We start from the raw sequence: 469 nt of genomic DNA, 5'->3' as shown, positions 1-469 counted from the left end.
TGGCGACCTACGGGCAGGGTCGGGACGCGGACCGGCCGTTGTGGGTGGGATCGGTCAAGTCGAACATCGGGCACACCGCCGGGCTTTCCGGGCTCGCCGGTGTGATCAGGACCGTGATGGCGATGCGGCACGGGACGGTCCCGAGGACCCTGCACCTCGACGAGCCGACCCCGCACGTCGACTGGTCGGCCGGCACCGTCCGCCTGCTGTCGGAGACGGTGCCCTGGCCGGCCGGGCAGCGGCCCCGGCGAGCGGGTGTGTCGTCCTTCGGCATGAGCGGCACCAACGTCCACGTGATTCTCGAGGAGAACCAGGATTCCGGCACTGTCTCCACCACCGGTGTCGCCGCCGCGGATTCCGCGGCCGATGACACCGGTGGTACCGGGGTTTTCCCGTGGGTGGTGTCGGGGCGGGATGCGGCGGGTCTTTCGGCGCAGGCGGGCCGGTTGTCGGCGTTTGTGTCGGGGCG

At 71.4% G+C, this 469-nt stretch carries 1 protein-coding gene; it reads left to right on the top strand.

What is annotated here, in order from left to right; genetic code table 11:
• A partial coding sequence (locus MXD61_RS05825; protein ID WP_285223164.1) for a ketoacyl-synthetase C-terminal extension domain-containing protein occupies positions 1-469 on the top strand: 469 nt, incomplete at both ends.

Origin of the sequence: Frankia sp. AgPm24 (assembly GCF_023243055.1) — a bacterium.
In the GTDB taxonomy this organism is placed as follows: Bacteria; Actinomycetota; Actinomycetes; order Frankiales; family Frankiaceae; genus Frankia; species Frankia umida.
Note: the sequence above shows the minus strand (reverse complement) of the source record. Positions and strands in the feature narration are given on the sequence as shown.